Here is a 26004-nt window from a genome sequence, read left to right on the forward strand (position 1 = left end):
TATTGGCTGCTAAGTTTTCGGAACTTGCGTGCCCATGTGTTGAAGACTCTTGGAGAAACTCACTTGGCAAACGGCGGAGTAATTTCGGCGGGATCGGCCCCACAAACGAAGCAGGCCCCTACCGTCACGCAAACAAATTTCGCTAGCTCGGATATTGCACCCGTTGGAAATGCGGCCGCTCCGAAAGCTGGCAAAGGGGCACCGACGGCTCTCGCTCAGGGTAAGTCGCCATCGCGGTATTCGAGGAACATTGCGGCCAGGGACTTGCCTCCGGCTCTTATGGTTAAGCTGGCGGGCAGGGACTCGGAATTAAACTCGCCGGAACCGGATATCGATGCGGGGGCTCCGTCCGGGGATTCGGTCTCCGTTGTGGGTTATAAGTTCGGGGATAAGAGTGCTCCGCCCATCGTGTGGGATGAAACCTATGAGTACAACAGTAAAGACAGTAATCTCGCTGACTTTGCTAAAAAGGCCAAGTGGTTGGGGATACTTAAAGCTGCGCAACTTGGTAAGCCCGATATGGATGACGCGACTGCGATGTACGCGCACTATTGGGACAACAATGGCGAGCCGGTGGAATTCGATTATGAAGAAGCTTACCGCGAAGACGAGGGCGTTAAGAAGTCTGTCGACGACGAAATTCGCAACACTCAACGTGGCGTCGAAGAGATGATTCAACAGGGCCAGACTGAATTTTCGTTCACGAGCACCGAAGCTCGGGGCAACAGCGAATATCCGACAACTGAGAACTGGCAGAAAGCAATCGGCTGCTACCAGCAGTGGAGTAGTGGTGATGTGGTGGTTGACGGGGACACTGTCACAATGACAGTGACGGTCCATGCGGTCGACCGCTACGATTTCAGCCCGGGACAGCACGACATCGCGTCGGGAGCCCCTGATGATGATAACGGCAGGTTCACTGAAATTGGCTGGGCAAAGCCCTTTGACTCCAGCGGGGAAATCACTCGAACCGTCAGCTGGAAGATTGGCGACCCGGATTCGCTAACCATCAGCGACGAAGGCAGTCCTGAAGAAAACCGCGGCGGTGAGGATCGTTAAAATGCAATGTCAAATGATTCGCCGGACAATTGTCGGCGCATTGTCTTTCTTGATAGTTCTATCCGCAACGGCCTGCTCGACGCCGTCTACACAGGAACGTGGCAACGAATTGCAAACATCGCAAGATCCGGTGAAGACCGGCTCGCATGAGGTGCGGACTGATCTAGCCCCATTGCAGTCCAGGTTCCTGCTTCTTGGGTCGGCGCTATCGGCAAAGTGGAGCTCGGGAACTATTGGCGATAGTGATCGCGCGCCGGGACCGTCAACGTATTGGATCGACGGTGTCGTGAAGCTCTCGCCGGCCGACGTCGAACAGATTATGAAGACCTATTCGCCGGTCACTCAAAATCGGGTGCCGGACGTTGTTGCGGAACTGCGAGATCAGGTCCCGGCTGGTCCGTTCTTGGCGTCTGACGCCTTGGACCGCGACTTTGCTGGCGCAGGCTGGTGGACAAAAGTCTTCATGCTGCCGGAGCAGAACACGCTGATCTTCGTGGCGAAGGGCGAGTAGAACACCGCCCTTTTCGGCCCCTCGTCATTCAGGCGGCGGGGGCGAGCTACCCGCACCGGCATACTCACCTACGTGACGGAGGCGGCAGCGCGAGAAAAGCCCAAACGGGAATGGCTGATCCTGGTGGGGCTAGTTATCTGCCCAATCCTGAGTCTTGTCGCGGTCTTCGTGAGCCTTGGGCTCCGGACGAAACTGATTGCCGCGTGCGAACCGTTCCCCGGAGCAGACAGTGGTCCAGGCGAGGGGTGGTACATCCTCTTCTTGTTGGGGCCGGGCCTCACCGTTGTTTCATTCCTGGTGATCCCGGCGGCTTATGCAATCACCGCGTTCGCGTTGGGGCGTCGTCGACCATGGGTGCCGATGGTGTTCAGCCTCCTGGTGACTGCCCTCGTGATTTACCTGGCCGTGCTTTACATGGACGTCCCAGGTCATACCCCGGATTGCCCGAGCGGGCGACCGCCGTGGTGGCCCAGTTGGCTGCCGATCTCGTCCTCGAGCTAACCCGCGTTTCAGCGGCGGAGACCCGTCTCGGAGAATGACCCAGAACTTCTGTAAAACCAGAGGCCTCCGACGGCAAAAATTGCCCTCGAAGGCCCCTGGTTCGACAGAAGTTCTGGTTACCTTTCGCCGCGCCTCCCGATCTCTGAGGAAATGAACTCCCCATGGCCTTCCGGCCCGCTTCCCGATCTCTGAGTAAGCGACTGAGCGTAGCGAGGGAGCGCATCGAAGAGTCCGTGAGATTGTGCTGGGGCTGGGGAAGCCTTGAGTACGTGCTCCTCGATGCGGATGCTCGCTGCGCTCGCACCCTTACTCGGAGATCGGAAGGCGGAGCAGCGGGGCAATGGAGACCGGGAAAGAGCGGGAGGGAAAGGTTGATCGGGGGCTGGGGAAGCCGGGAACTCCGCTACTCCGCGTCCAACCCGTGCTCAATCGCGTAGCGCGCCAACTCAACTCGGTTTCCCAACTGCAGTTTCCGGAGGGCGGCGCCGACGTGGTTTTCGACGGTCCTCGGGCTGATGCTCAGGCGGGTCGCGATCTGCCGGGACGACAGTCCCTTCGCCACATGACGCAGCACCTCGGTTTCGCGTTGGGTCAGCGTAGGGGTGTTGGGTTCGGGGGAGCGGGCGATGCGGCGGTACTCGCCCAGCACCAAACCTGCGAGGCCGGGAGTGAAGACGGCCTGACCGTCGCCCGTCGCGCGGACGGCCGCCACCAACTCCGACCGTTGCGCGCTCTTCACCAAATATCCCAGCGCACCCGCTTTGATGGCCTCGAGGACGTCGTCGCGTTCGTCCGACGCCGACAGCACCAGCACGTGCGCGCCGGGGTGGACTTCCAATACGGCGGCGGTCGCGTCGGCGCCGGTGCCGTCTTGCATCTGCATGTCCATCAGGACCACGTCGGGGAGGACCGCGGCGGCGCGGGCGGCGGCACTGGCACAACCGTCGGCGGTGGCGACCACGTCGAAGCCCTCTTCGGCGAGGTCGCGGGCCACGCCTTCGCGCCAAATCGGATGGTCGTCGACCACCATGATGCGCAACGGCCGATCGGTGGGTGTTTGCGTCACTGCAGGTCTGCCTTTCGCTCGCCGACCGGAACGGTCAGCTCCCATTCTGTTCCGGCATCGGGCGCGGACTCCAACCGCGCCGTGCCGCCAAGCCCTTCAATGCGCCCAATCACCGAGCGCGTAATCCCCATACGACCTTCGTTGGCGGCCTGCGTGAGACGCCCCGGCTCAATGCCGACGCCGTCGTCGCGGACACTGACCACGATCTCGTCGTCGAGGTCTTCCAACAGCACAAACGCTTGGGCGTCGGTGCCCGCATGGCGTTCGACGTTGTCGAGAATGTTGGTCACCGCCGACATCACTTCGGCGACGACGGTCGCATCAAGCGTTACCGGTTCGGCGGGGGTGCTGACGTGCACTCGGTCGCCGGCGAGGGCGCGGAGGGCGGGGCCGAGGTCGCGGTCGTCGGTGTCGGTCGGGGGCGGGGCACCGTCGGAGATCAGTTGCCGCAACACGCGTTCCTGCTCGGCGGCGAGGGTCGCGAGTTCGGCTGTGGGACCGCCGATTTCGCGGCCACGTCGAGAGATCAGGGCCAGCACCTGCAAGACGCCGTCGTGCACCTCGCGGGCCAGGCGTTCCCGTTCGGCCGACTGCGCGGCAAAGCTGATGGCGGCGACGAGGCGCGCGTGTGACAGTCGTGCACGGGAGGCGGCCATCCCCACGGCCATGGCAGCGGCGATCAGGAGGATGGCGGTGGCGTTGCGACCAAAGTTCAGCATCACCTCGCCCTTGACGTAATAGTTGGCCGCGCTGATCGCGACGGCTCCGACGAGTCCCCAGCGCGCGCCGCCGATCATCGCCGCAGACAGGGCGGCGTTCGCCATCCACAACGTGGTGGGCCAGGTCTGATTGTCGGCAATCCAGTCGCGGGTGGCGACGAACTCGGTCGACAGCATCATCGCCATCGACAGCGCGACCTCAACGCCGACGAACCACCAGCGTCGCCCAAAGCCGGTGAGGTAGCCGACGGTCCACCAAACATTGGCGGCCGTCAACACCCCGAACAGCACCCACGCGATGGTGGGACGTTGCAGGTCGCCGTTGATGGCGACCATGAATCCGAGCGCGTAGATAAAGCTGACGGCCCGGAAGATTTGGGCCGCCCGCCACATGGGGCCGACGGGATCGTCGTCGTCGAGCCCGCGCCACATGGCGGCGGGGTCGGCGGCAATTCCGGTGCTGCGCGGCGGGCGGCTCACAGCCATCCCCTCATCGTTTCTCCGTCGCTCGGGCCACCACATCGGCGGCCAGCGGCAGCGATTCCGGAAGGGCGATGGCCCCCCGCACGCTCTCGGCGTGCTGGCCGCCGACGAACACCTTCGGGACCCCTTGCTCCGTCAGTGCCGCCGCAGTCTCCTCGGCGGGCGGGACGTCCTCGGCCATGGTCGCGGTCAGCACCACAGTCTGCGGTGCCCAATCGGCCGCGAAGTGCCGCCAACTGGTCAGCGGCACGTCGGCACCCGCGTAGAGGACGTCCAGGCCGCGCCGCCGCAAACATATGGAGAAGGCTAGCGCGGAGATCTCGTGACGGCCGTGAGGCGGCAGTCCCACCACGACGCGTCGGCCGGTCGCGGTGAGCGAGTCGAAGAGGGAGCCAAGCTTGCGCATCACCGCGGCGGCCACGAAGTGCTCGGCCACCTCGCTCAGCCGCCCGTGCTCCCACGCCGTCCCGACCTCGACGAGATTAGGCAGCAACCATCGCTCGATGGCCTCCTCGGGATCAGCGGCGTCGAAGACAGCGTCGAGCAACGCCTGCAGTTGCGGGCCGTCGTAGTAGACGCCCGCGTGCACCAGCGCGCTGCGATCGTCGAGAAGTGAGGGGGCAGTGCCCGGGAGCGAGTCCGACGGCGGTCGGAGGGTGCTTCGGGCGATGGTCGCGGCGCGGCTGGGGGCGATCCCCGACTGCACCAGCGCGCGCATGTGCCGCAGACGTTCCACATCGGCCTCCGCGTAGTGCCGATAGCCCGACTGCGCCGATCGGGTGGGCGTCACCACCTGGTAGCGCTGCTCCCAGGCGCGGAGCGTGGTGGTGGAGATTCCCACCAGACGAGCCACATCGCCAATCCGCAGCCCCTCGCTCATGGCGTCCTCCGATCTCACGTTCGGTACTTCCGGTTGATCATGCCAAATCATAACCTTCGACAAATGCTTTGATCTGTGTAATGTTGGGAGTTGAGATCCGCTGTCCAAGTCAGATCGACGAAGGAGGAGCGATGATAGGCCTGGTAGATAACGCGCTCGACCGATCGGTGATCGGCGGCTATTCGCGACTGGGATTCGGGCTGCGTGCACGTGGCTGGGACGCCGACGATCCCGCGGTGGGTTCGCTGGCCAATCGCACCGTGGCGGTCACCGGCGGCACGTCCGGCATCGGCGCCGCCACGGCCGGTCGCATCGCCGCGCTGGGCGGACACCCGATCTTGATCGGCCGCAGTCAGGACAAGGCCGACGCCGTCCGCGCGGAGATCATCCACCGTCACCCGAGTGCGACCGTGCGTGTGGAACTGTGCGACATCTCGGACCTCGATCAGGTGCGTGGTCTGGCGACGCGGCTCGCCGCCGCCGGGGTCGACATCATCATCCACAACGCAGGCGTGATGCCGCCGCAGCGGACCGAGTCTGCGCAAGGCCACGAGCTCTCGCTGGCCGCGCATGTGCTGGGACCGATCCTGCTCACCGAACTGCTGGAGCCCACGCTGACCGACAGTCCGGACGCGCGGGTGATCTTCATGTCGTCGGGCGGGATGTACACCGCAGAACTCCCGGTGGACGATCTCGAGTACCGCGCCGGCGACTATCGCGGCGCTCGCGCCTATGCACGGAGCAAGCGCGTGCAGACCGCGCTGCTGCCGATCCTGGCCGACCGCTGGCAGGCGGCCGGGGTGCTGGTGGCGGGGATGCATCCGGGATGGGTCGACACGCCCGGCGTCGCCGATTCGCTGCCGGGCTTCAAGAAGGTCGCGGCACCGCTGCTGCGCAGCGCCGACCAGGGTGCCGACACCGCGGTGTGGCTGGCCGCCACCCGGCCCCGTCCGAACACCGGTCTCTTCTGGCACGACCGCGAACCTCGCCCGGAGCACTATCTGCCGAGGACGCGGTTCAGCGAGCACGACCGTCGGCTGATCTGGGAGCAGGTGCGCAAGGCTGCCGCCCTCGACGCGAATGGTGCGGAACGATGAAGGTGGTGGTCTTCGGCGCCACCGGATACATCGGCGGACGTCTGGTGCCCGAACTGTTGCGCGCCGGCCACCAGGTGCGGGTGATGGCGCGCACGCCCAGCAAGCTCGACGACGTCCCGTGGCGCGACGACGTCGAGGTGGTGCCCGGCGACGTGACCGACCTCCAGTCGGTCGCCGCGGCGCTGGCCGGCCGACAGGTGCTCTCCTACCTGGTGCATTCGCTGGTGCAGAGAGACTTCGTCGACGTCGACCGTCGCGCCGCCCACCTGGTCGGCGAAGCGGCCCACGCTGCCGGCCTGCAACGGATCGTCTATCTGGGCGGGCTGGTGCCGGAGTCGGAGGAGCTCTCGCCGCATCTGGCGTCGCGCGCCGAGGTCGGGGAGACGCTGCGCGCCAGTGGCGTGCCTACGGCCGAACTCCGGGCCGCGGTGATCCTGGGGTCGGGATCGGCGAGCTTCGAGATGCTGCGCTACCTGTCCGAACGACTGCCAGCGATGATCACGCCGCGGTGGGTCAAGAACCGCATTCAGCCGATCGCCGTCCGTGACGTCCTCTACTACTTGGTCGGTGCCGCGAGCCTGCCCGCCGAGGTGAACCGCAGCTTCGACATCGGCGGACCGGACGTCTTCACCTACCTGACCATGATGCGCAAGTATGCGGTGATCGCCGGGCTGCCGCGACGCGTCGTCGTACCGGTCCCGGTGCTGACGCCGTGGCTCTCGGCTCAATGGGTGAACCTGGTGACGCCGGTGCCGCGGTCGATCGCCGTGCCGCTGATGGAATCGCTGATCCACGAGGTGGTGTGCCGCGAGCACGACATCGCGGAGTACATCCCGGATCCGCCCGAAGGTGCCATCGGGTACGAGCGCGCGGTGGAGTTGGCCCTCACCCGAATCAAGGACCTCGATGTGCCGACTCGATGGTCGGACGCTGATTCCTCGCCCGCGCCGTCCGACCCCCTGCCGTCCGATCCCTCGTGGTCCGGCGGCACCCTCTACAAGGACGAGCGGGAGACCACGACGTCGGCCAGCCCGGAGGCGCTGTGGGACGTGATCGAGGCGATTGGCGGCGAGACCGGCTGGTACTCGTTCCCGCTGGCGTGGTCGGTGCGCGGCTGGATCGATCGCGTCACCGGCGGAGTCGGCCTGCGGCGCGGACGGCGCGACCCGCGACGGCTGCGGGTCGGGGAGGCCCTGGACTGGTGGCGGGTGGAGGAACTCGACCGTCCGCGACTACTGCGCCTGCGCGCCGAGATGAAGGTGCCGGGCGATGCCTGGCTGGAGCTTTCGGTGATTCCGAACGACGACGGCGGCACCACCTACCGTCAACGGGCGCTGTTCCGGCCGAACGGTCTGGCCGGGCACCTCTACTGGGCATCGATCGTTCCCTTTCACAACGCCATCTTCAGCGGGATGGCCCGCAACATTACCGGCGAGGCCGCGGCCACGCCAGATGATCACTCCTAGAAAGGCATCGCATGATCGAGTTGCAGCGCACCGTGTATACCGAGGCACCGGCCGAGGCCGTCTTTACCTACCTCGCCGACTTCGGCAACGCCGAGGACTGGGACCCCAACGCAGTCTCGGTGCATCGGCTCTCCGGCGACGGCGGAGTGGGCACCGAGTACCGCGTTGAGAGCATGTTCGCTGGCCGCAGTACCGAGCTCGACTATCGGGTCACCGACCTGGAACCGCACAACTTGATTCGGCTGCGCGGCCAGAAGAAGTCGATCACCGCCGTCGACACCATCACGATTGTTGAGGGGACCGCGCGCACCGCCGTCACCTACGCGGTGGCCTTCGACTTCAAGGGTGTCCTCGCGATCGCCGAGCCGGTGCTCAAGATTGCCGTCCGGCGGCTGCTGGACCAGGGCGCGCAGGGTCTCTCCCGAGAACTGCAGAGGCTGGAGCGGGCGGTCGGCTGACGGCCCCGCTGGGCCTTATTTACTGGGTCATACCTGTCGTTCGACGAACTCGGGCTTCTCCTTGGCGATGCCTGCCTTGCGGGCGATCGCCGCGTTCTTTCCGCGCAGGAGCCGGACCTGCAGCGCTTGTTCCACGGGGAACGACAGTCGCGACCCGTTGTACCAAGTGTTCTCAAACAACGATTTCGACGAGGCGACGGCGTCGGGTGAACGGTCTTTGATGACGTCAATGAAGGCGTCGGCCGCGGCGAACGGGTCGTCGTGGATCTCGCTGACCAAACCCCAGTCGAGCGCCTGCTGGGCGCTGAACTTTTCGCCCGTCATGGTAAGACGCTTGGCGACGTCGATGCTGGTGAGTTGGGCGATGCTCGCCGACAGGGACATGTCGGGGATGAGGCCCCACTTGGCTTCCATGATCGAGTAGTCGGCGTCCGGGGTGGAGTAGCGGAAGTCGGCGCCGAGCGCGATCTGCAGGCCGCCGCCGAAGCAGTGCCCGGTGACGACGGCGATGACTGGGACGGGCACGCTGCGCCATGCCCAACCGGCGGCCTGGAAATTATTGGCGGCCGAGGCGCGCTTGGGAATCAGGTTCCGCATGATGCGCTTCTGTTCCTTACCGGCCGACGCGAAATCGAGTCCGGAAGAAAAGGATTCACCTTCGCCCGCCAAGACAACGGCCCGCACGGACCTGTCTTTGGCGACGCGGTCGGCGGCCGCGGTGAGGTCGTCGAGCATGTCGAGGGTGAGTCCGTTGTGCTTTTCGGGGCGGTCGAGTCGGACGTGGGCGACGTTGTCGCGGACTTCGTAGCTGATGTTGCTCATGGGTAGGAGGCTATCGGCAATGCCGGGTAGTTCGGGTTGTGGGCACTATGCTCGGGTATTCGTTGTCGGCGACAGTGGGGGAACCATGCCGTTAGTGAGCTTGCTGGTGTTGGCGATGTGGGTGATCGCGCTCATCGACGTGATTGTGGCCGAGGAATATCGGGTGCGACATCTGCCGAAGGTCGCGTGGGTGCTGATCGTGATCTTCTTGCCGTTGGTCGGTTCGGTGATCTGGTTTCTGGTGGGACGCCCCGAGGGGCCGGGGTCTGTGGCGTCGCCTCGCGGATCGCGTCCGACAGCCGGATTCCCGGAATACGAACGGCCAAATCAGACTCCGGAACAGGTACGACGCGACGTCGAAGAGTTCCAACGCCAGGCCCGCGAACGCGCCGAGTCGCAGCGACGCAAGGCTAAGGAAGCGGATGAGTCGGAGTCCTCTGACTGAATCTTGGTGGAGACCACACCGGACATGAACCCTAACCAATGACAGATCGAGGCTAATCGAACTAGAACTGTGGTCGGCTTCGATATAGCTGTGCTCAGAGGTTTCTCTGGCCCTTGTCAGGTTTGCCCGGTGGTCCGTCGCCGTTCCAGGATGGCGAATGCAATCCTCATATGATACTGATTTCCTTACTCAGCGGGTTTCTCCAGGACAGGGAAAGGGACTTCGGCGTGAGGGTTGCAGTCGTTCTTTTCAGGAGGGAACTTTCCCTGCTTGCCTCTCATGACCACGTCGGTTGTCGCGTTCTCGCGTGAGACAACGTTGAGGACGATGTTGTACCTCGACTTTTCAGCGTGTACGCAGGCCCCGATGATCACGCTGTCTCCTGCCACCTCCGACGTCTTTCCGATCGCAGCTTCGGTGGCGTTCATGAACGTCGTTGCGATGGTCCGGCCACCCAGTTGATAGGGGACACCGCCACCGATCGACTGTCCCTTCTCGCCGTCGTACTTGGCGTCAAACGGTGTTAGCGATCCGGCTACTTCCCTTGCGTCTCCCCCAATGAGAGCTTGCGCGGGAACTTCCTTCCAATCGATGACCTTGCGATCAGTCATGGTGGAAGCGGTTGAGGAGGACGACGGCGATTTAGCGTCATTCGCGGACGCATCCTCTGAGCAGGACGTGAGGAGGAGAACCATTGCAATAGGGCCAAGGGCGATAGCCATTAAATCTCGGATGTCGTTTCTGGCAGCGATTTTCATCAGTTTCTCGATCCTCTACTTGAGCACGTAGTTGCACATGTGTGAGACGGTTTCGGAGCCGTGGTGGGGGCCGGACCTTTCGATGAGGTCGTTGTTGTCTCTGTTGAACATGGCGAGGGAATATTCCGGGACTACCTTCGAGGGGTAGACGTCGACGCGAGAATAGAGTTCGGGATTTAGTGGATTTCCGCAGTTGATCTGAACGGTCGTCGTCGATGAGGCCGACAGTCCAACCTCGGCCTTGATTGGGCCTTCGCCCATTTCCCACTTAGTTTCGACAGTAACGGAGTATTCCTTAGTGAGGGTGGGGTCGCAGAACGACTGCATCGCTACATTAGATCCGCAGGACGCGACCACCTTCGAGTAGTCGACCGTCCGGTCGGTCTTGATGTACTCGGTCTCGAATCGGTAGTCATGACATCCGAAGCCAACCTTGCCTAGGCACATGCTGCGGCCTCGACCTGGTCCTCCATCGCAACCGGCATCTTCACCCGGGATGCAACCAGTTCCCGACACATCCTTCTTGTAGTCGTTGATATCAAGGACCGAACGCAGAGTACTGGAAGTGAAGTCCGGACTCCGTGGTTTGTTTGCCGCGGTCGGGCGCACAGGATCGGGACGCGCGACAGACGTGGTTTGCAACTCTGGATGCGACGTGGTCGTAGTGGTCGATCGCGAGGGGTTTTCGCCAATCGGCTTCTGCCCTGCCCCTGGATGCTCGATCTGGCGACGTTCAGTGGGCGCATTGATATTTGGCCCGTCACCAGAGTCTTCCTGTGCAGAAGCCGTGGGCTCTAGTGCCTCATCAGGAATCGATTCCGGTGTTGATGGCGAGAGGGTCGGTGGCGGTGCGTTGTTGCTTCCGCAGCGGTATGGAGCCGGAGGCTTCTGGCCGACAGCCTTCCAAGCGTTGTTGTAGGCGTTGGTTTCGCGTTGGCAGCGTTGAGCCGGGGTCTCCGCTGATGCTGCCGGGGCCAGCGACAACGCCAAGACCAAGGCGACGACGATCGCAAGGAAGCCGGCGAAGGCAACTCTTAGAGAACCGCGCTCGTTGTCGGCCCGAATGGAATTTGTGTTCAACATTTTCTCGGCCCTTTTCAGATGCGGCTGGTGGGGCCGTGGTCGTAGTAGACGTAGACGCCGGTCTCGGTGGTGACGGAGATCTTGGCGAAGGGCCGTACGCTGATCGGGCCGAGAGCGTTGGTGGTATTGAGTTCAATCCCAGACAGCACAATGTCGGCCGTGGGCTTAGTCAACGCAATCTCGGCGAGGGTGACGGTCGTGATTTTGCCGGCGCCGACCTCGAACTCCAGGTCTGCGGACGGGATCACGGTCGCGTCGGCACCGAGTTCGCCGCCGACCTCACCGAGCTTGCCGCCACCGCCGGAGCCGGAGATGGTGACCTCGGGGGCGACCTTGGCGTTGACGCCTCCGGAGAGCTTTAGTTCCGGTGTGTGCGCGGTGACCTTGACCCCGCTCGGGGCCACCGAGACCGGGTACCCGATCTGATAGCCGACCTCGACGGTGGCCCGCACGGTCTTGCCGTCGATGTTGGCGACCGCGGCATGCACATCCGAGGACAGCAGCGCTTCCCCTGACATGGGCGAGGAATCCAACGCCGGGATCTTCTGCGCGTGCAGTTTCGATGCGGTCAAGGTGATGTCCACACCCTCGCGGGTGTGGTTGGTCTTGGCATCGGCTGGTCCAGCTAGCAACGCTGTAGCTAACCCGCAGATCGTGACTATCGCGAGTAGCAATCCTTTGGTGATGTGTCGTGGCACGACGATCCCCCCTGTCTTGTTTGTGTTGCCACACAGTGCTGTTGGTGGCGTTTTGTAACAGTTCCCCCCGACCACGCATGCCTGTTGCGGATCGGACTGTTTGAGAGCGAGTTGCTCTCGTGCCCCATTCGATACCCACAGCAAACTCCTAGCAACATTAAGGTCGTGAAACTGTATCGTCTGTGCAGGTCAGGGGTGTGAAAGATTTATCCGGTCCGGATAAATACACGCCGCAATTCGGACATTGCGGAAGGGTGCGTGCGCCCGCGATCGCCCTAAAAGCCGACTACGGGCGCTGTCGGGATGGGAGTCGGGGAGCGTTTCGGTGAGCGCTTCAATCGCCGGGTCCGGTCCGGAGGGATCTAGTTGAGAGACGCCGGGGGATCTGGCGGCGAGCGAAGCTGTGCCCCTTCTGTCTCGCCGGATGGCGCTCTGTCGGGCTTTGCCACCCACGGTGGATACCGAGTCTCGACCGCTACCCGCCGTGCCACAGGCCGACAGCGCACCCATCCATCCGAATGGCAAAACTCAAGTACCCGCTGCCGCCTCATCTAAGCTCCTCGACATGGCAAAGCAACGTTTTGCGGTAGCTGCTTGCGCGGTGGTCTTGGGGGCTGTGTCGTTGACTGGCTGCTCGTCGAATGACGGTTCGCCGGTGAAGGCCGATGGGAGTGCTTCCACCACGTCGACCACGACTTCGTCTTCGACGTCGTCGTCGACCACTGTTCCGGATCCGACGTTCACGCCGATCCCGCCGCCAGCGAACGCTCCCGCGAATGCGTTGACTATGACGTGCGCCGAGTTCATGACGCTCGACGAGGCAACCCAAACGGCTGTTGGCGGTGCGATCATCGCTGGCGGTAAGACGAAGATTCATCCGAACAATCAGGGCATCGCCGGAACGCTCGCCAAGCTGATGTGCTCGACGGACCCCAACCAAACGGTCAGCCAAGCGCTGGGCGCGACGCCCAAGTAGCCGCCCGGCCGACGAAGCTTAGGCGTGTACCTTTTTGGCGCTATATGGCGGAAAGGTACACGCTTAATTGGCGGCTGGTCCCGAGAAGCGGTGGGGCGATAGGGAAGCGGGCTGCGAGGGCTGAGTCATCCGCTTCCGCAAACAAAATAGCGATGGACGCTCGGCCGGTAATCGGCCAAACGTCCATCGCTAGTTTTGTTTGACGCGCGCTACGAGACTGCGCAGGTGTCCGGGTTGACCTTCTTCACTGCGCCGTCAGCAGTGGTGATGGTGACTTCGTTGCCTCCGACATTGACCTTGTCGCTCGGAGCCTTGTCAGCGGAACACGACTCAACGCCGTCCTTGTAAATGGTGAAGCCTGCAGCTTCGCCAGCAACACCGACGCTGACGGTGATCTTCGGCTCGGGTGCCGGAGTGGAGGGCTCGGTGGTTGCCGGTGCCTCAGACGACGGGGTGCTCGGGGCGGACGACGGCGTGCTTGGTGCTGAGGGCGGCGTTGACGACGGAGTCTCAGACGGTGCGGCCGAAGGTGTCGAGGAACTAGGGGACGGAGTCGATGGGCTCGCTGCATCGCTTGAACCAGGAGGTGCGGTACGGGAGGCGCCGTTGCTAGTCCGATGGGCGGGAGTGCCGGGATTCCAATCCGCTTGTTGCTGCCAATCCGCAATATCCTTGTTGCCGTTGAAACCTGTGCTTTGGCCGGTGCAATAGGTAGTTGCTTCCCAATTCAGGACAAACCACTCACTGAAGCCTTCGGAGATTTCGCCAGTCGAGATGTTCTGTGTTCGTACGCGCGCGTACGAGTAAACCTTGCCCTTAAAGGTTCCTCCGTTGATCTGCAGATTCCCGGAGTTAGGGCTCGTCACAGTGCTGGATTTGTATGCGGAGCCGCCGCTGCTAGACGACACTTCGACGACGTACTTGAAATCTGGCCCTAGGTTGTTCCACCGCAGTTCGACCTTGTTGGTACCAGTCTGGCCACTACATGCCAGGCCACTGATAATTGGAACCGGCGCAAAGTTCTGGCTCGCGATCTGCGAAGCATCGGCGTTCGCAGCATCAGTACCGGCGGCCATGGTGTCGGCAGTCTGCATCACACCGAGTGCGATGGCGGCGGTGCCTCCGATAGCGAACAAGGCCCGCTTGGACGGGACCTTGCCGCGGATAGTTTGAAGAATGTTAGCCACAGTTGGCCTCCTGAAGCTCGGGCTCGCTACTGTCTGCGGGCTCGGCGGATGATTCGGTCTGGGGTGCGTCGTCGGACGCGGTGGTGCTGCCGGGTCGGCGGATGGGGCCAAACGCCAGCATCAACAGGGCTCCGGCGACGATGCCGCCGAGGAAAATCGCAGTCTTGCTCGACAGCCACGCCGCGACATAGCCGAGCAGCGGAACGCTGGCGATGATGTGGTCGGCTGCCGTCACGTTGTAGGGCTCGGGGTCGACAACGCGGTTCGCGTCGCCCTTCAGAGTCAGCGAGACACCGCCATCCACACCGGGGTTGATGCCCACGATGCGGTGGCTGATGCGGGTGCCTGCGTCGTTGTAAACACTCACGACATCGCCGACCTTGAGATCTTGCGCGTCGACGCTGTGCGCGATGGCGAGCGAACCGGTCGGAATGTCCGGGGACATAGAACCGGATCGGAACACCAGCGGTGTGATACCAAACAGCATGGAAGCGATGGCTACGACGATGCAGGTCAGTCCCAGCACCGCGCCGACGTTGAGCGCGAGCTCATGTCGGGAGCGGCGCTGCGGCTGATCGTTTTGCTGACTCATCGCTGCATCACGCCTGAGTGGCCACGAACTGGAAGTCGATCGAAACCGCTGACATGCGTGCCGTTACTGGTGCGCCCGAGCTCAGTGTGGCCTGGATGCAGAGGTTCTCGGTGGCCGCCACGTTGACAGGGCGCGCAGTGGTCACAAGGTTAACCGGTGAGCCGAGAGCCATTGTGCCGGTGCCGATCTGAGTGCCGCCGGTGCAGCTGCCGCCACTTGCGGACCCTCCGGCGTACACCGTCACCGTGAGGTTCGAGGCGAAGTCGCTGGCCGACGGAACGGTACCTGCGGGCATCACGTTGGCTGGCGGAACAAACGTTCCGGCGTCGGCTGCGACAGCCTTCATCGTGTACGTGAAGTTGCTCGCGCCGAGGTTGTTGACAGGCAACATCGCGGCGGTGCTGTCGCCCTTGCCAAGGTTGATCTTATTCAGCGACGTGAAGCCGAGGGTCGGGCGCTTGCTGTCGAGTGCGATCTTGACGTCGACCGACGCGGTGGAGAACTGCCCGGTGGTGGCCGATGCGGTATCCGACCACGCGGCCATGGTGCCGACGGCACCGAGGCCGAGGACCATACCGAGCGAAGCGATGGCGCGAGCGCGCGTCCAGCCGGTTTCGCCGAGACGTCGACGCAGTCCCGACCGTGCGGTGTCGCCGGATTCGTGGGGTGAAGACATAATTGCTGCCTTGTCAGTTGGGAAGATGTCGGTGAGGGACATTTAGCGGACGACCGGTATCGGCCGGGTGGTCACTTGGCTGGGGCCGTCGTGGACCGGTGGTGATTGGTATTGCCTTGGCAGTTCGGGAACAGCCGAATATGCCAACTGACTACTGCCGACTTGCGGTGTCCCGCAGGCGTGGCACGTCGGTTGGGCGGGAACGAACTGTTCGGGTACGGCGAGGTTCTGAATCGCCTCCATCATCGGGTCGACGGTCGGTGGCGAGGGATCGCCATCCGGTTCGTCGTCGGAATCAGGTTGATCGCCGGAACCTGTGCCGTTCTTGCGGTCACGGAGACTGCTGATCCACATCCACAGGGCATAAACACCGAGTGCGCCGGCGGCGAGGAAGAGCAGAACGCTTCGCGTCGATCCTGAAAGGACCGAGTTGAGGCGACCGAGGTATGGCACCGAGTAGATGAGCCTGCCGCGAATTTGTTCCGCGACGAGTTGAGTCTCATCGGTGACGTTGTTGGCGTCACCCTTGGTGATGAACTTTTGAACGCCCTTTGCGTCGTAGACGATGCTGACGATGCGGTGAGTGACGACGGACGGATCGCCCGACTTCGGCTGGAACGTGATGACGTCGCCGGCTTCGAGATTTTCTCCCGGAGTCGGTTTGACGACGATCAGCGTTCCCGGCGGGTATGTGGGTTGCATGGAACCGGTCAGCACCGTGTAAGCGGTGGAACCGGTAAGTCGCGGGATCACCACAAGCACTGCAAGCAGTGCTACAGCGACAGCAAGCAGCGTGTACGAGGCGATGGTCTTGATCCACCAGATTGGTGGAGTCTTCTCATCGTCCACGTCGGCGGCTACCGTCGTTGCCTCGCCGGGACCCGGTAGAACCTGGGTCTCGTCGGTGTGGTGTGTCCCGCGACTGGAAATCATGCGCCCGCTACCGAATTTGCACCGAACGTGAACGTTGCATTCGAGCTCTGCGACGTCTGTGCGTTACTGGCGATGGTGACCCGCAAGCAAAGCACCTCAGTGGTGCCAGCAGCGACCTTTTGAGCGGCGAAGCTCGCGGAGTTGCCTGCACCGTTGTAGAGCTCAGTGCCGACATCGCCGGTGGGAGTACAGGCCGCTTCGTTTGCAACCTTGGCGATCCTGAAGGTGAGCGGCGCGGTGCCATTGACCTGGATGCCGTTTAGCTTGTACTGCATCGTCACGTTGCCGGAGTTAATGACTGGCAGTGCCTTCTGCACGCTGTCGCCGCGGCCGGCATTGGATTTTTCCATGCCATCAAGGGTGAACTGCTTGACGCCACCCTGACCTGCAGAGATATCGAGTTTGCCTGCGGTGATGGTGCCACCACCATTACTGGATGCGTTGGAGCTCCACAGTGCGCCGGTCTGCTGGAGGGAAAAGAATCCCACCAACAGAACCGCCGCGGCTGCGAGCGCCCACTTGATTTGGGGCTTCATGAAGACCTTTAGTGGAGGTGGATTACTTCTGGGTCAACGTGACCGTGGCACCGGCGAGGGTTGCGGTCTTATTCATGCCGAGGTCGTCGCCAGCCTTGGCCGGATCGAAAAGGATGGTGGTGCTGACGGTGTGAGGGCCGCTCGCAGTGACTTCTGTAGAGCCGCCACCGGTGTTGGTCACGGTGAGCAGGGCTGCGAGTTCGCCGGTGACGCCGCCGAGGGTCGGCACCAGGTCTGCCTTCAGATTGGTACCGATGAGTTCGACGTTGTAGATCGCGGTGTACTTGACTGACTGGCCCGGAACGATCTTGATGGTGGTGATGTCGGCGATCGGAGTGCCGTCAGCCCAAGCCCAGCCGCCGGTGTCCGGCTGCTGGGTAACCGTCATCGAACCTGCGGTGATGGTGCCGCCGCCGGTTCCGGGTGCGGTCGAGTTCCACGCGGCCATGGTGCCTGCGCCACCGGCGAGGATGGCTGCGGCTGCGGCTGCGGCGAGAGCGCCCTTGGTTGCCTTGTTCATGTGTTCCTGTTTCCTGTTCAGGGAAGGTGCCGGAAGTGTTCCGGCTCAAAGGGAGGGGTCGCGCGGAATTGCGCGGGTGGTCGTAATGACCTTCTGCGGCCGATAATCCAAGGTGACCGAAGTTTGTGGTTGGCTGACGCGACGCGCCGGCCGGGTTGAGATGCCTGAGCGCTACTGGTTTGCGACGACAGTTGCCGACGTGTTGAAGCTGCTCGGAATCAGACCGCCGAGGCTGCCCGATCCGCCGAGGCTGCCGAAGACACCGTCCAGGCTGCCGCCTCCGGTACCGCCGCCGTTTCCGCCACCGCCGGTGCCAGCGACTTCCTGGAGGAACATGCCCCAACCGGGGTTGATGTCGAAGCCCTGATTGGTCTCGTTCGAGGGCAACCCGATCAGGAGCTTCACCGACACGGGCTTGCCCTTGGTGAGGCGGCCCGACTCGGCGACCAGCTTGGCGTCATCGACTGACAACGAGGTTCCAGTGATGGAGACGGGCGAGCCGGTCTTGCCATCGATGTCTGCGCGCAACTGCGCTGTGCCGTTGCCAGTCACCTTCCAGAATGCGGTCAGCACGCGGAACTTGGCCGGGGCGTCGCAGGTGTTCTTCACCTGGAACTCGGAGTTGAGTGCGAACTTGCCCGGGATCGGGTTGATGGTGTTGTCGTACCGGAGGGAATCCTGGTCGCCCCAGGTTGCGCCACCGTCCTGCGAGAAGCTCATGCAGGAATCGTTGAGGTCGTCGCCCACAGCCGCGTTAGCAGCTCCGGTACCGATGCCGGCCATCGCAACCGCAGCAGCGCCGGCGGCAGCGACGACGGCTGCGCGTCGTGCAGTGGAAATCATTCGTGCGGTATTAGCCATGCCCAAATGATGGGTGGCCGGTCAGTTGTGAGGTATACGCCCAGAACGCACTTTGATGCCCAAAGTTGGGTTTTGTGCCGTACCCGGCCTGCGGACTAGAAACCTGTAACGCCATCGTTTTTGTAGGGCTGCCAGCACAAACTGACAATCTCGATAGTCTGAAATTGGACATACGTGACAGCCGCCACCAATCGTTCGGGTGAACGTGACAGGTCACATGATTAGCGCCGAATCCGTGCGCAAGCGCGTGCCGTTGGCCTAAAACACGCCGTAAAAGGGTTTCGTGAGCAGGCTCACATGGCTTTGAGCGGCATAAACGCAATTTTCCGGAATGTTCTCGGGCCTACCGCAGTTGAACCGATCGAGAAACTTGAGTGACTAAGACTCAACAAGGTTGACGGCGACCGAAAAGTCGATTAAACCTGAGTCGCAGGCGCTGAGGTTTCAAGATCAGCGAGACCAAACAGGCCTAAGCGGCCCCAAGAACTAACCGGCGCTCAACCAACTGCCGGATCTAGGAGGAACACACATGTCACGTGCTGTCGGAATCGACCTCGGCACCACCAACTCCGTTGTGTCGGTGCTCGAAGGCGGCGAAGCTGCCGTCATCGCCAACGCAGAAGGTTCGCGTACCACCCCGTCTGTCGTCGCCTTTGCGCGCAACGGTGAAGTATTGGTCGGCCAGCCCGCCAAGAACCAGGCCGTCACCAACGTCGACCGCACCATCCGTTCGGTGAAGCGCCACATGGGCGACCCGAACTGGTCCGTCGAAATCGACGGCAAGAAGTACACCCCGCAGGAAATCAGCGCCCGCACGCTCATGAAGCTCAAGCGCGACGCCGAGGCCTACCTGGGTGAGGACGTCACCGAAGCGGTCATCACCGTCCCCGCCTACTTCAACGACGCACAGCGTCAGGCCACCAAGGAAGCCGGCCAGATCGCCGGCCTCGAAGTCCTGCGCATCGTCAACGAGCCCACCGCAGCCGCACTCGCATACGGCCTCGACAAGGGCGAAAAAGAGCAGACCATCCTGGTCTTCGACCTCGGTGGCGGCACGTTCGACGTCTCGCTGCTGGAAATCGGCGACGGCGTCGTCGAGGTCCGCGCCACGTCGGGCGACAACAACCTCGGTGGCGACGACTGGGACGAGCGCATCGTCGAATGGCTCGTCGACAAGTTCAAGGCCAGCGCCGGTATCGACCTGACCAAGGACAAGATGGCGATGCAGCGTCTCCGCGAAGCTGCCGAGAAGGCCAAGATTGAGCTTTCCGCTTCGCAGAGCACGTCCATCAACCTGCCGTACATCACGGTGGACGCCGACAAGAACCCGCTCTTCCTGGACGAGCAGCTCTCACGTAGCGAATTCCAGAAGATCACCAACGACCTGCTCGAGCGCACCCGCGCACCGTTCCAGGCCGTCATCAAGGACGCCGGAATCCCCGTCGGCGACATCGACCATGTGGTGCTCGTCGGTGGCTCCACCCGTATGCCTTCCGTGACCGAACTGGTCAAGGAACTCACCGGTGGCCAGGAGCCCAACAAGGGCGTCAACCCTGATGAGGTTGTCGCCGTTGGTGCCGCACTCCAGGCTGGCGTGCTGCGCGGCGAGGTCAAGGACGTGCTGCTGCTCGACGTGACCCCGCTGTCCCTCGGTATCGAAACCAAGGGTGGCGTCATGCACAAGCTGATCGAGCGCAACACCACCATCCCGACCAAGCGCTCGGAGACCTACACGACGGCCGAAGATAGCCAGCCGTCCGTGCAGATCCAGGTGTACCAGGGTGAGCGCGAGATCGCCTCGCACAACAAGCTGCTCGGCTCGTTCGAGCTCGGCGGCATCGCCCCGGCCCCGCAGGGTGTCCCGCAGATCGAGGTGACCTTCGACATCGACGCCAACGGCATCGTGCACGTCACCGCCAAGGACAAGGGCACCGGCACCGAAAACAGCATCCGCATCCAGGACGGATCGGGTCTGTCGAAGGAAGAGATCGACCGCATGGTCAAGGACGCCGAAGCTCACGCTGAGGAAGACCGTGTCCGTCGTGAAGAGGCCGAGACCCGCAACCAGGCCGAGTCGCTGGTCCACCAGACCGACAAGTTCCTGAAGGACAACGAGGACAAGGTCCCCGCCGACGTCAAGGACAAGGTCACCGCGGCCATCAGCGAAGCCAACGAAGCGCTCAAGGGCACCGACACGGCAGCGATCCGTGCGGCCATCGAGAAGCTCTCGGAGGAGTCGCAGGCCATGGGCCAGGCAATCTACGCGAGCGCCCAGGCCGAAGGTGAAGCCGCTGGCGCTGCAGGCGACGCCGGTGCCGACGATGTTGTCGACGCTGAGGTTGTGGACGACCCAGCCGACGGCGAGAACAAGTGACGGCCGGTAACAACGCCGACGAACCGGTCACGGTGACCGATACGGACACCGATCAGGCTGGTGCCGCTGCCGAAGAAGCAGCGGCCCAGCCGACCGGCGACGAGGCGGCCCCGGCCGACCCGCAGGTTGCCGAACTTACCGAAGCACTGCAGCGGGAGCGGGCACAATTCGCCAACTTCCGTCGCCGCAGTGCCGAAGAGGCCCTGCTGTCCGTCGACCGCGGCAAGCAGTTGCTCGTCGAGAAACTGCTGCCCATCCTCGACGACTTCGACCGTGCCCGCGAGCACGGCGACCTCGAAGAAGGACCGCTGCGGGCCTTCGCCGACAAACTCGGCGACATCCTGACCAGCGAAAAGCTCGCCCCCTTCGCCGCGCCCGGCGAAGCCTTCGACCCGGAACTGCACGAAGCAATCCAGGACGACAGCAGCGGCGACGCACAGGTGATCGGCAACGTCTTCCGGACGGGATACCGTCTGGGCGACAAGGTGATTCGCCACGCAATGGTGACGGTCACTGATCCGGCACCGAGCGAATAACGCAGCATGTGGGCGCGGGGGCGACGCAACGGGTTCTCCCGGCGCCGCCCCCGCGACCCGCTGCACACACATACTTTGCACACACAGACTTTTAGGAGGTGACGCCTGATGGCACCACAGCGTGAATGGCTCGAACGGGACTTCTATGCAGACCTCGGCGTTTCTTCCGACGCCACTGCCGACCAGATTAAGAAGGCCTACCGGAAACTCGCTCGAGAGTTGCACCCGGATGCCAATCCGGGCGACAAAGCGGCCGAGGAACGATTCAAAAAGGTCTCCGAGGCGCACAGCGTGCTGTCCGACGACACCAAACGCAAGGAATACGACGAAGCCCGCACCCTGATGTCGTCCGGTCGCTTCCGCGGCGGCAACGGCGGCGGATTCAGTGGCGGCGGTGCTGGCGGCTTCGACATCGGCGACCTCTTCGGCGGTGGCGGCAGCGGCGGCGGAGGCGGCTTCGGCGATATCTTCGGTGACCTTCTCGGGAACCGCGGAGGTCGTGCGGGCGGCAGCACTGGCGGAGCACGCCAACGTCGTGGCAACGACCTCGAAACCGAAACGACGCTCGCCTTCCGCGACGCCGTCCAAGGCACCACGGTCACGCTGCGGGTCACCAGCCCGTCGCCGTGTACCAAGTGCCACGGCAGTGGAGCCAAGCCGGGCACCAGCCCGCGCACCTGCCCCACCTGCAACGGGTCGGCGTTCGTCACGCGGAACCAGGGACACTTCGGCTTCTCCGAACCGTGCCCCGACTGCCAGGGCACCGGTACCAAGATCGACGACCCGTGCCCCGACTGCCAAGGCTCCGGCATCACCGTGCGACCGCGAACCATCAACGTTCGCGTCCCGCAAGGTGTGGAAGACGGCCAACGGATCCGACTCGCCGGACAAGGCGAAGCCGGGATGCGCGGTGCGCCGTCCGGCGATCTATACGTGACCGTGCACGTGAGCGCCGACAAGGTCTTCACCCGCAACGGCAACGACCTCAAAGTGCAGTTGCCGGTCTCGATCTCCGAACTTGTCCTCGGTGCCACCGTGTCTGTTCCGACGCTCGACGGTAGCGTCGGAGTCAAGATCCCGTCGGGCACCTCGGACGGTCGGACATTGCGGCTCAAGGGCCGCGGCGTCCCGAAGCGGTCGGGTGGCTCGGGCGATCTGCTCGTCACCGTGAAGGTGTCGGTGCCGACCAAGCTCGACGACGCTGCCGTCGAAGCGATGAAACAGTACGCGGAGGCCGAAAAGGCCAGCGGCTTTGACCCCCGCGCCGGTTGGGGAAGGTGATGACCCATGGCAGGCGACAACAACCCACGAAACGACAAGCCTGCGCGTGACGAGTTCAGTGACGCCGCCACATTCATGATTTCCGTGGCGGCAGAACTGGCCGGCATGCACGCCCAGACGCTCCGCACCTACGACCGTCTCGGCCTCGTGACCCCGCAGCGCACGCGCGGCGGCGGTCGTCGGTACTCGAATCGGGACGTGGAGATGCTCCGCGAAATCCAACGCCTCTCACAAAACGAAGGCGTCAACCTCGCGGGCATTAAACGGATCATCGAGCTGAGCGACGAAGTGGACGCACTGCGTCAACGGGTCGCCGACCTGACCCGCCAAGCCGAGTCTGCCCCGCGCCGACACGGGGAACTCGTTCAGGTCCCTAGGACCAGCGCGCTGGTGGTGTGGCAGCCGCGGAGTAAGCGTTCGCGCTGACGGCAACGCTCAGGAAACGTGATTACGCTGAGGGTCGCAAGACATACCGAAAGGATCGTTTCTATGAGTTTGTTCCGTGCCGCCACCCGCGCCATGACGGGCGTCCCGTACATCATGCTGGGGTACGACGCAGCGACGGAGCCGGGTGGTCGTGTTGGCCAGGCGGCACCGCTCCTTGATCAGGCGCGCGCCGTGGTGCCGATCCCCCTCGACAACGAGACCATTGTCCGCGCTAACGGTGCCGCGATGGCGGTCGGCGGCGCCATGATTGCCTCGGGTGTGGGTGCACGTGCCGGAGCCGGTCTCATCGCCGCATCGCTGGTCCCCACCACCGCAGCCGGCCACCCCTTCTGGAAAATTGACGACCCCATGCAGCGCAAAATGCAGAAGGTCCAGTTCCTGAAGAATGTCTCTCTCCTCGGCGGGTTGCTGATCATCGCCGCAGGTGCCGGGAAGCGCTGACTCCTTTAAGCAACAACGGGTCCTTGCCTAGTGCAAGGGCCCGTTTTGTCTGTGGTGGTCGCTCCGCTCCGGAGCATTGTCGCAAGCGTCCCCGACAGCACTCACCGCGGACAAATAGCCCGCGGTGACCTCTCACGGGGACGCTTGCGTTTCTTCGCGGTGCTAATTCAGCGGGTCGTGGATGATCGCGTCCGGATCCACGCCCGCAGCGCGGAGTCGCAACGAGGTGTGGAACACCATCGGGGCCGGGCCCGACAGGAGCACCTGGCGGTCGGACCAGTCGGCGTAAGCGGCAGCCACTTCACCCACCTTGCCCGTGCGTACTTCCAGGCCCCACTGTCGGGGGTCGGTGGCACCGGTAAGCCACCAGGGGTCTTCGGTTCTCTCGACGACAGCCGTGACGCGCAGCCACGGGTTCGTGGCCGAAAGCTGTTTCAGCACCCCGAGTTCGTACAGCTCGCCGGGGTATTGGGCACCGTAGAACAGATGGACTGGTTTGGCGTCCACGTACCGCGACAAGTCGATCAGCAAGGCGCGCAGCGGTGCCAATCCGGTACCGCCAGCCACCAGGAGGGCCGGTCGGGTCGGATCAATCCGCATCGCACCGTGCCGCTGCGCAAAGGTCCACACGTCGCCGACCTCGGTGTCGTTCACGATCGACCGACTCACGCGGCCGCCCGGGACGGCACGCACGTGGAACTCCAGCTCCCCGCGCTCGTTAGGCGGGATCGATGGCGACAAATTGCGCCACGTCCGCGGCCACTGCGGGATCTGCGTCTCCAAATACTGGCCCGCCGCGAAATTGGGGCGCGGCCCGGTAACAATGAGCCGGACGACCGCGCGTTCACGGGTAATCCTGAACTTTTCGACCACGCTGGCCTGCCAGAGCGCGGGGTCGTGGGCGCTCTCGGCCGCCCCGCGCATCACGCCCGTCGTCAGCATCATGGCCTGGCTGACCGCTTCTTGGGCGGCGGTGGTCCAGCGCGGCCCAAACGCAAACGCGAACTCCGACAGCAGCGCCTCGTAGATCAGCCAGTAGTGCTCGCTGGTGACCCCGTACTTGCGGTGGTCGCGGCCCAACTGGGCCAGAAACTCAATGAGTTCGTCGTGCCCGTCGGGAGCCGGAATCGCGTCGAGCACGTGCACCAGCACATCGGTGAAAGACGTTCGCAGCCCGGCCATCTCAGCGGGAAACAATTCGCGCACGGCCGGCTCCATGGCAAACATGCGGGCAAAGACGCTGCGCCCAAAGCGGTCCGGATCGCTCGTCACCAAGGCTCGGGCGTAGGCCAGGATCGGCTGCTCGGGCACAGGCACGCGATTCGCTCACTTTCCGCGTCGGCGACGGCAGCGGACGCAACGGTCATTCAGGCAACCCCACTCTAGTCGGAGTGGCCGACGTCGCCAGAAATGTGCGGCGCGTCGAACCGAAAATATGGCACGCTGGCCATGTGGTGACGTTGGAGGGAATCCTGCCGGGGATCGTCGACGCGCACGTCCACTACTTTCATCCGACACGATCGGCGTGGGCGCTGCAGCGGTTCGCGCGGTTAGCTCAGGGCCCTGCGCGCTTTGCGCCCGCTCCGGTGCTGCGGTTGGCCGCGAAGGTGGGGGCCGTCGAAGACCGTCGCTACCGCATCGATCCGAGCATCATGGCCAAGCCCTACGAGCCCGCCCAGTACACCGCAGATACCGCCACACTCGCCAGGGTCGCTGGCGTGGGCATCACGAATATTGTTGCGGTGGAATCGCATTGGCGTCCGGCGAAGAGTCCCGCCGAACTGATGGAATCGTCGCTGACCGAAGTGGCTTACTTGGAGTCGCTGCCCGACGGTGCCGCCGCACCATCGAACGGGGCCATCGTCGCCGCCGCCGATCCCCGAGTGGAAGGCTTCGGTGCGCACCTCGACCGGCTTGTCGCCACCGCCGAGCATCTGCGAGGCATCCGCTTCAAGTGGGCACACCATCCCGATCCCGCAATCTTCGACTGGCGGCACCAATCCGACACCGTCGCCTCAAGAGATTTCCTGCGCGGCTTCGAGCAGATCGCGCGGCACAACCTTGCCTTTGTTTCATTCTCGTATTCGCACCAACTGGGCTACCTCGACGCGCTGGCGCGGGAATTCCCCGAGACCACCATCGCCATCGAGCACCTTGGGGTCCCCGTCGGCGTCTTTGGTCCGGCCGGAGTCGAAACCGGGATGACGGCGTCGGCGCGGGCGGAAATCTTGAACCTGTGGCGGGAGCGGATGGCGATGATTGCGCTGCGCCCCAACGTGGTGGTGAAAGTGTCCGGAGTGGGACTGTCGGTCCTCGGCTACGGAATAGGGACCGCGGGCAGTATCGGCTCACGCGCGGTGCTCGCCGACATGATTGGGCCGCTGCTGGTGCACGTCGTCGAGCACTTTGGGCCCGACCGGGTGATCTTCGGGTCGGATTCGCCCGTCGACCGCCCCAACTCGTCGATCGACATGACGGTCGGTGCCATCCTTGACGTCCTCGGTGGTCGTGGTGACTATTTGCTGCGGCAACTCTTCGCTGGCAACGCGCAACGCGTCTATCGATTGGGGTAAACCCACCCAATTCTAGAACGTGTTC

At 63.5% G+C, this 26004-nt stretch carries 29 protein-coding genes; 14 read left to right on the top strand and 15 right to left on the bottom strand.

Annotated features, from left to right (window positions below):
- Positions 1 to 369 precede the first annotated feature (369 nt).
- From AC1L34_RS15545 to AC1L34_RS15555, 3 genes are all read left to right on the top strand, one after another.
- A complete protein-coding gene (locus AC1L34_RS15545) occupies positions 370 to 1059 on the top strand; it encodes a hypothetical protein (RefSeq protein WP_424293344.1) in 690 nt (229 codons plus the stop codon).
- A gap of 286 nt (positions 1060 to 1345) precedes the next feature.
- Complete coding sequence (locus AC1L34_RS15550) at positions 1346 to 1570, top strand: hypothetical protein (RefSeq protein ID WP_424293343.1); 225 nt, start codon at positions 1346 to 1348, stop codon at positions 1568 to 1570.
- A gap of 72 nt (positions 1571 to 1642) precedes the next feature.
- Complete coding sequence (locus AC1L34_RS15555) at positions 1643 to 2071, top strand: hypothetical protein (RefSeq protein ID WP_424293342.1); 429 nt, start codon at positions 1643 to 1645, stop codon at positions 2069 to 2071.
- A gap of 403 nt (positions 2072 to 2474) precedes the next feature.
- Here AC1L34_RS15555 and AC1L34_RS15560 read toward each other — a convergent pair whose 3' ends face one another.
- The 3 genes from AC1L34_RS15560 to AC1L34_RS15570 are packed head-to-tail and all read right to left on the bottom strand — an operon-like array spanning position 2475 to position 5219.
- Positions 2475 to 3101 carry a response regulator gene (locus tag AC1L34_RS15560; RefSeq protein WP_424293346.1) on the bottom strand — a complete coding sequence of 209 codons (627 nt, stop codon included), beginning with the start codon at positions 3099 to 3101 and terminating at the stop codon, positions 2475 to 2477.
- Between the two features lie 32 nt (positions 3102 to 3133).
- The gene (macS, locus tag AC1L34_RS15565) at positions 3134 to 4342 is read right to left on the bottom strand and encodes a MacS family sensor histidine kinase (protein ID WP_424323645.1); all 1209 of its coding nucleotides are present in this window, start codon (positions 4340 to 4342) and stop codon (positions 3134 to 3136) included.
- A 4-nt stretch (positions 4343 to 4346) separates the two neighbouring features.
- Positions 4347 to 5219 (bottom strand): MerR family transcriptional regulator, encoded by an 873-nt coding sequence (locus AC1L34_RS15570; protein ID WP_424323644.1) that lies wholly within the window; start codon positions 5217 to 5219, stop codon positions 4347 to 4349.
- Positions 5220 to 5350: 131 nt separating this feature from the next.
- Between AC1L34_RS15570 and AC1L34_RS15575 the strand changes: the two genes are divergently transcribed.
- Genes AC1L34_RS15575 through AC1L34_RS15585 form a run of 3 tightly spaced genes read left to right on the top strand, consistent with a single transcriptional unit; the run spans position 5351 to position 8240 of the window.
- A complete protein-coding gene (locus tag AC1L34_RS15575; RefSeq protein WP_424324915.1) occupies positions 5351 to 6316 on the top strand; it encodes an SDR family NAD(P)-dependent oxidoreductase in 966 nt (321 codons plus the stop codon).
- The gene (locus tag AC1L34_RS15580) at positions 6313 to 7782 is read left to right on the top strand and encodes an SDR family oxidoreductase (protein WP_480034886.1); all 1470 of its coding nucleotides are present in this window, start codon (positions 6313 to 6315) and stop codon (positions 7780 to 7782) included. Before AC1L34_RS15575 ends, AC1L34_RS15580 begins: the two co-directional genes overlap by 4 nt.
- Positions 7783 to 7793: 11 nt before the next feature.
- On the top strand, positions 7794 to 8240 hold the full coding sequence (locus AC1L34_RS15585; RefSeq protein ID WP_480034887.1) for an SRPBCC family protein: 447 nt from the start codon (positions 7794 to 7796) through the stop codon (positions 8238 to 8240).
- Positions 8241 to 8267: 27 nt separating this feature from the next.
- Here AC1L34_RS15585 and AC1L34_RS15590 read toward each other — a convergent pair whose 3' ends face one another.
- Positions 8268 to 9062, bottom strand: coding sequence for a crotonase/enoyl-CoA hydratase family protein (locus tag AC1L34_RS15590; protein WP_424294360.1), 795 nt, complete (start codon positions 9060 to 9062; stop codon positions 8268 to 8270).
- An 85-nt stretch (positions 9063 to 9147) separates the two neighbouring features.
- Between AC1L34_RS15590 and AC1L34_RS15595 the strand changes: the two genes are divergently transcribed.
- The gene (locus AC1L34_RS15595) at positions 9148 to 9507 is read left to right on the top strand and encodes a PLD nuclease N-terminal domain-containing protein (RefSeq protein ID WP_424294363.1); all 360 of its coding nucleotides are present in this window, start codon (positions 9148 to 9150) and stop codon (positions 9505 to 9507) included.
- A gap of 185 nt (positions 9508 to 9692) precedes the next feature.
- Here AC1L34_RS15595 and AC1L34_RS15600 read toward each other — a convergent pair whose 3' ends face one another.
- The 3 genes from AC1L34_RS15600 to AC1L34_RS15610 form a co-directional block, all read right to left on the bottom strand.
- The gene (locus AC1L34_RS15600; RefSeq protein ID WP_424294359.1) at positions 9693 to 10118 is read right to left on the bottom strand and encodes a hypothetical protein; all 426 of its coding nucleotides are present in this window, start codon (positions 10116 to 10118) and stop codon (positions 9693 to 9695) included.
- Between the two features lie 162 nt (positions 10119 to 10280).
- On the bottom strand, positions 10281 to 11348 hold the full coding sequence (locus AC1L34_RS15605; RefSeq protein ID WP_424294358.1) for a hypothetical protein: 1068 nt from the start codon (positions 11346 to 11348) through the stop codon (positions 10281 to 10283).
- Between the two features lie 14 nt (positions 11349 to 11362).
- Positions 11363 to 12046: an MspA family porin gene (locus AC1L34_RS15610; protein WP_424294357.1), complete on the bottom strand. Its 684-nt coding sequence runs from the start codon at positions 12044 to 12046 to the stop codon at positions 11363 to 11365.
- 565 nt (positions 12047 to 12611) lie between these two features.
- Between AC1L34_RS15610 and AC1L34_RS15615 the strand changes: the two genes are divergently transcribed.
- Positions 12612 to 13022, top strand: a complete 411-nt coding sequence (locus AC1L34_RS15615; RefSeq protein WP_424294356.1) for a hypothetical protein — start codon at positions 12612 to 12614, stop codon at positions 13020 to 13022.
- A gap of 209 nt (positions 13023 to 13231) precedes the next feature.
- Here AC1L34_RS15615 and AC1L34_RS15620 read toward each other — a convergent pair whose 3' ends face one another.
- From AC1L34_RS15620 to AC1L34_RS15650, 7 genes are all read right to left on the bottom strand, one after another.
- Positions 13232 to 14209, bottom strand: a complete 978-nt coding sequence (locus tag AC1L34_RS15620; protein ID WP_424322036.1) for a hypothetical protein — start codon at positions 14207 to 14209, stop codon at positions 13232 to 13234.
- Positions 14202 to 14801, bottom strand: coding sequence for a signal peptidase I (locus tag AC1L34_RS15625; protein ID WP_424322037.1), 600 nt, complete (start codon positions 14799 to 14801; stop codon positions 14202 to 14204). The genes AC1L34_RS15620 and AC1L34_RS15625 overlap by 8 nt, the downstream gene beginning before the upstream one ends.
- A 7-nt stretch (positions 14802 to 14808) precedes the next feature.
- Complete coding sequence (locus AC1L34_RS15630) at positions 14809 to 15477, bottom strand: SipW-dependent-type signal peptide-containing protein (RefSeq protein ID WP_424322038.1); 669 nt, start codon at positions 15475 to 15477, stop codon at positions 14809 to 14811.
- Positions 15478 to 15519: 42 nt separating this feature from the next.
- Positions 15520 to 16410 (bottom strand): signal peptidase I, encoded by an 891-nt coding sequence (locus tag AC1L34_RS15635; RefSeq protein ID WP_424322039.1) that lies wholly within the window; start codon positions 16408 to 16410, stop codon positions 15520 to 15522.
- Entirely contained in the window at positions 16407 to 16946 is a 540-nt protein-coding gene (locus AC1L34_RS15640; RefSeq protein WP_424322040.1) for a hypothetical protein, read from the bottom strand. The genes AC1L34_RS15635 and AC1L34_RS15640 overlap by 4 nt, the downstream gene beginning before the upstream one ends.
- Before the next feature lie 22 nt (positions 16947 to 16968).
- Entirely contained in the window at positions 16969 to 17466 is a 498-nt protein-coding gene (locus AC1L34_RS15645; protein WP_424322041.1) for an alternate-type signal peptide domain-containing protein, read from the bottom strand.
- 171 nt (positions 17467 to 17637) lie between these two features.
- Positions 17638 to 18327 (bottom strand): hypothetical protein, encoded by a 690-nt coding sequence (locus tag AC1L34_RS15650; RefSeq protein ID WP_424322042.1) that lies wholly within the window; start codon positions 18325 to 18327, stop codon positions 17638 to 17640.
- 529 nt (positions 18328 to 18856) lie between these two features.
- Between AC1L34_RS15650 and dnaK the strand changes: the two genes are divergently transcribed.
- From dnaK to AC1L34_RS15675, 5 genes are all read left to right on the top strand, one after another.
- Complete coding sequence (dnaK, locus tag AC1L34_RS15655; RefSeq protein WP_424296318.1) at positions 18857 to 20701, top strand: molecular chaperone DnaK; 1845 nt, start codon at positions 18857 to 18859, stop codon at positions 20699 to 20701.
- Positions 20698 to 21237: a nucleotide exchange factor GrpE gene (gene grpE, locus AC1L34_RS15660; RefSeq protein WP_424296320.1), complete on the top strand. Its 540-nt coding sequence runs from the start codon at positions 20698 to 20700 to the stop codon at positions 21235 to 21237. The genes dnaK and grpE overlap by 4 nt, the downstream gene beginning before the upstream one ends.
- Positions 21238 to 21345: 108 nt before the next feature.
- On the top strand, positions 21346 to 22518 hold the full coding sequence (gene dnaJ / locus AC1L34_RS15665) for a molecular chaperone DnaJ (RefSeq protein ID WP_424295062.1): 1173 nt from the start codon (positions 21346 to 21348) through the stop codon (positions 22516 to 22518).
- Positions 22519 to 22524: 6 nt separating this feature from the next.
- Complete coding sequence (locus AC1L34_RS15670) at positions 22525 to 22944, top strand: heat shock protein transcriptional repressor HspR (protein WP_424295064.1); 420 nt, start codon at positions 22525 to 22527, stop codon at positions 22942 to 22944.
- 63 nt (positions 22945 to 23007) lie between these two features.
- Positions 23008 to 23406 carry a DoxX family protein gene (locus AC1L34_RS15675; RefSeq protein ID WP_424295066.1) on the top strand — a complete coding sequence of 133 codons (399 nt, stop codon included), beginning with the start codon at positions 23008 to 23010 and terminating at the stop codon, positions 23404 to 23406.
- 162 nt (positions 23407 to 23568) lie between these two features.
- Here the strand turns inward: AC1L34_RS15675 and AC1L34_RS15680 are convergent, their stop codons facing one another.
- A complete protein-coding gene (locus tag AC1L34_RS15680; RefSeq protein ID WP_424293414.1) occupies positions 23569 to 24723 on the bottom strand; it encodes an FAD-binding oxidoreductase in 1155 nt (384 codons plus the stop codon).
- 74 nt (positions 24724 to 24797) lie between these two features.
- Between AC1L34_RS15680 and AC1L34_RS15685 the strand changes: the two genes are divergently transcribed.
- The gene (locus tag AC1L34_RS15685) at positions 24798 to 25979 is read left to right on the top strand and encodes an amidohydrolase family protein (RefSeq protein WP_480034888.1); all 1182 of its coding nucleotides are present in this window, start codon (positions 24798 to 24800) and stop codon (positions 25977 to 25979) included.
- Positions 25980 to 26004 lie beyond the last annotated feature (25 nt).

The organism is Gordonia sp. 34D (assembly GCF_056682775.1).